General features: G+C 34.9%; 5 protein-coding genes. 3 read left to right on the top strand and 2 right to left on the bottom strand.

Translation table 11 applies throughout. The features are described 5' to 3' along the window. From AB4Y90_RS16175 to AB4Y90_RS16165, 3 genes are all read left to right on the top strand, one after another. Nucleotides 1-595: lysophospholipid acyltransferase family protein (locus tag AB4Y90_RS16175; protein WP_441558609.1), on the top strand; the 595-nt coding region annotated here is incomplete at its 5' end. A gap of 5 nt (nucleotides 596-600) precedes the next feature. Further along, nucleotides 601-1,035, top strand: a complete 435-nt coding sequence (locus AB4Y90_RS16170) for a hypothetical protein (protein WP_441558608.1) — start codon at nucleotides 601-603, stop codon at nucleotides 1,033-1,035. A gap of 9 nt (nucleotides 1,036-1,044) precedes the next feature. Beyond that, nucleotides 1,045-2,382, top strand: a complete 1,338-nt coding sequence (locus tag AB4Y90_RS16165; protein ID WP_441558607.1) for a UDP-N-acetylmuramate--L-alanine ligase — start codon at nucleotides 1,045-1,047, stop codon at nucleotides 2,380-2,382. Nucleotides 2,383-2,464: 82 nt separating this feature from the next. Here the strand turns inward: AB4Y90_RS16165 and AB4Y90_RS16160 are convergent, their stop codons facing one another. Both AB4Y90_RS16160 and AB4Y90_RS16155 read right to left on the bottom strand, forming a co-directional pair. Then, nucleotides 2,465-2,734, bottom strand: coding sequence for a RebB family R body protein (locus tag AB4Y90_RS16160; protein WP_441558606.1), 270 nt, complete (start codon nucleotides 2,732-2,734; stop codon nucleotides 2,465-2,467). Nucleotides 2,735-2,774: 40 nt separating this feature from the next. After that, the gene (locus AB4Y90_RS16155; RefSeq protein WP_441558605.1) at nucleotides 2,775-3,830 is read right to left on the bottom strand and encodes an NAD(P)H-dependent flavin oxidoreductase; all 1,056 of its coding nucleotides are present in this window, start codon (nucleotides 3,828-3,830) and stop codon (nucleotides 2,775-2,777) included. Nucleotides 3,831-3,905 lie beyond the last annotated feature (75 nt).

Raw genomic sequence — 3,905 nt, 5'->3', positions numbered from 1 at the left:
GTATCATGCATTTTGTGCAGTAAACAACGGCTATTTAAATACAATTAAAAATCCTATTTATCTTCTTAATCCTAAAATCGATTTTTATTACGTCGCTGCCGAAGAAACAATGAATAAAGGTATACTTCCCAAAATCTTTAAAATTGCAGGCGCTGTTACGGTAAAAAGAACATGGAGATCTGAAGGAAAAAACGTCAACAGAATGGTTGATATGGGAGAAATCGACAATATTATGAAAGCGCTCGACAACGGTTGGGTAGCAACTTTTCCCCAAGGTACAACCGCTGCTTTTGCGCAAGGGAGAAAAGGCACGGCAAAGCTTATAAAAAATCAGCGCCCGATTGTGATTCCTATTAAAATAAACGGTTTCAGAAGAGCGTTTGACAAAAAAGGGCTCCGCGTAAAAGTAACCGGAGTAAAGCCAACAATGGAATTTAAAAAACCTTTGGATATTGATTACGATAAAGAAAATGCACAGCAGATTCTTCTTAAAATAATGACTGCCATTGAGCAGACAGAAGATTTCAATATCTTACACACTTATGATGAAGAAATTAAGGCTAAAAAATCTGAACAGTCTAATTCACAAAACTAAAAACAATGAAGAAGATCTTAGGTGTATTTTTAATCATCTTCACCGTACTTTCATGCAACAGTCAAAAAGTATATCAGGATTTTGACATCAGCTATTCTAAAAGCGGCGGCTACGCTCCTACCTACGAAAACCTTCTTATAAAAGGAAATGATGCCCATTATTCTTTCGAAGGACAGGGTAAAAAAATCAAGAAAAGCTTCAGAATATCTAATGAAGATCTGAAAATTTTGGAAGAAACGCTTTCAAAAAATAATTTCAGAAGAATTGAGGAAGATCACAAAAAGGTTTATGATAATGTAACCACATCGATCAACATCAAGAAAGGAGCAAATGAAGGCAGCAAAAACGACGGAAGTATGATAATGCCTAATTTTAAAACCAATTGGGAAAACATTACAGCCGGTTTTCAGCAAATCATTAATAACAACGTAAAAAACTAAGAAAATAAATTGAGAACTCATTTTATTGCTATTGGCGGAAGCGCAATGCACAATCTTGCAATTGCACTGAAAGATAAAGGTTACCAGGTGACAGGTTCTGATGATGCTATTTTTGAACCATCAAAATCGAGATTAGAAAAAAAAGGAATCCTTCCTGAAGAAATGGGCTGGTTTCCCGAAAAAATCACGTCTGATATTGATGCGGTAATCCTCGGAATGCATGCTCATCAAGACAATCCCGAACTGGCAAAAGCAAAAGAATTAGGTTTAAAAATTTATTCTTATCCAGAATTTCTTTACGAGCAATCAAAGGAAAAAACAAGGGTTGTCATTGCAGGTTCACACGGAAAAACAACCATTACTTCGATGATTCTTCACGTTCTGAATTTCCATCAGAAAGATGTAGATTTTATGGTCGGAGCACAATTGGAAGGTTTCGACTGCATGGTAAAATTGACCGAAGACAATGATTTTATGGTTTTGGAGGGTGACGAATATCTTTCCTCTCCTATCGATTTGCGTTCGAAATTCCTTTTATATCAACCAAACATCGCTTTAATGAGCGGAATTGCTTGGGATCACATCAATGTTTTCAAAACATTTGACGATTATATCGAGCAGTTCAGAAAATTTGTGGCAAGCATTACTGCAGGTGGAGTTTTGGTGTATAACGAAGAAGATGCAGAAGTAGTAAAAGTGGTAGAAAACGCTGAAAATTATTTCAGAAAAATACCTTACAAGACTCCGGAATACGAAATCAGCAACGGAAAAGTCTTTCTTAAAACCGAAATGGGCAATATTCCGCTTTCTGTTTTTGGAGCGCACAATTTATTAAATCTTGAAGGAGCAAGACATATTTGCCATACTTTAGGAATTATGGATGAAGATTTTTACGATGCGATTATGAGTTTTAAAGGTGCATCAAAACGTCTCGAAAAAGTAGAACGTGAAGATAAAGGAATTCTTTATAAAGATTTTGCACACGCTCCGAGCAAAGTAAAAGCTGCTGTAAAAGCGTTCTGCGAGCAGTTTAAAAACGAAAAAAAATACGGTTTTCTTGAGCTTCACACTTATTCAAGTTTAAACCCTGTTTTTCTTGAGCAATACGATCACGCAATGGACGGATTGGATGAAGCCGTTGTATTCTATTCTGAAGATGCTTTAAAAATCAAAAGAATGGAGCCGATTTCTCCTGATCTGATCAAAGAGAAATTTAAAAATGAAAACCTGAAAGTCTTTACCAACGCGGAAGAGCTTCACGCTTATTGGGATTTATTAGATAAAACGCAAGGCGTTTATATGATGATGAGTTCCGGAAATTTCGGAGGCTTAGATTTAACGAAATAAGTCATTGCTTTTTAAGTATCAAACATAAAAACCTTTCAGAATTTTGAAAGGTTTTATAATTTTTAAGAGTAATATTTTCTCGTTATTTGTTTGGATTCAGCATTTTTGCGATTGAAATGGCATCAGAAACCGTATCGAGAGAATAAATCTGCATAACTCCCTGAGTTGTTGCTGCCTGTCCCAGAATATTTTGCTGATTTTGAGCTTTGATGGCGTTTTCAAACAAAATTCCTGTAGAATGCGCTGCAGACTGATAAACATTTCCCAAAGCTATTGCTGGAGATTCTGCTACAACTTTCACGTTAGATTGTGTTACCGCATCTGTAATTTGTTGATTTACTTTCGGATCCATGGTTTTAGTTTTTAGATTTAATGTAAAGTTAAGTCAAAATTCAATTGCAGTCGTTAATTAATTTCTTTAAAATTTCTTCCGTAGAATTTTCACTAAACTGATTAACCGATTGTCCTAACCAAAGATTGACAAACTCACTATTTTTCACGTTTCTTGCAATCCTTCTCATCTCTCCGGTCAGTTTATTTTGGTAAGGATAAGGTAAAATATACTCAGAATTTTCAATCGTTTCAATAAATTTATTTTTAATTCCTCTTGCATAACGTCCCGAAAAACTTTTCGTTAAAACAATATCTTTTTCAGTGACATTTGTAAGTCTTTCTTTTTCAAATTCCTGCAAAGAACTTTCCCGTGAAGCCAGCAAAAGACTTCCTATCTGGAAACCTTGAGCGTCTAATTCTTTTGCAGCCTTTAAAGTTTTTCCGTTATAAATTCCGCCTGCATAAATGAGGGGAACTTTCACAGAATCATAAACCTGTGAAAGCAGTGAAAACCCGCCAATTTGAGGTATATTTTCAGAAACAAAACTTCCTCTGTGACCTCCCGCTTCAATTCCCTGAACGCAAATAATATCGATTCCTGACTTTTCAAGTTCCAGAGCTTCTTCCACAGAAGTGCAGGTTCCGATTAAAATTGTTTCATTTTCTTTTAATTTCTGAATGCTTTTCTGGTCTAAATTTCCAAAAGTAAAGCTTAAAATTTTACAGTTTTCATCAATGATTGCATCAATTTGTTTGTGATAAGAGTTGATTTTTAAAGCTTCCAAATCTGGAAGATGAACTTCAATACTATTTTCCTGCGCCAGGTTTTCTAGATATTTTTTTGTTTTAAAATATTGCTGTTTTAATTCATCCGTCATTTCAGGAATATGATGAACAAATATATTTGCTGCAAAAGGCTGATTAGTCAGTTTCTTAGTTTTTTGAATTAACTCAATAGATTTTTCAGCTGAGAGATCTGCCAAAGCCAACGATCCTAAACATCCTGCTTTTGCCGCAGCAGCAGTCATTTCAGGTGTACTTACTCCAAACATTGGCGCCTGTATAATCGGATATTTTACATTTAAAATTTTGCTGATGGTTTCAGGGAAAAGCATAAGATTTCTTTTATTTAAAATTAGTTAGAGCCTGTTTAAATTTATAATTTATTTTTACCATTAAGGAATTAAGCC

Source organism: Chryseobacterium sp. 2TAF14 (genome assembly GCF_052115105.1).
GTDB lineage: Bacteria > Bacteroidota > Bacteroidia > Flavobacteriales > Weeksellaceae > Chryseobacterium.
This window is presented reverse-complemented; position numbering and strand designations above follow the sequence as displayed.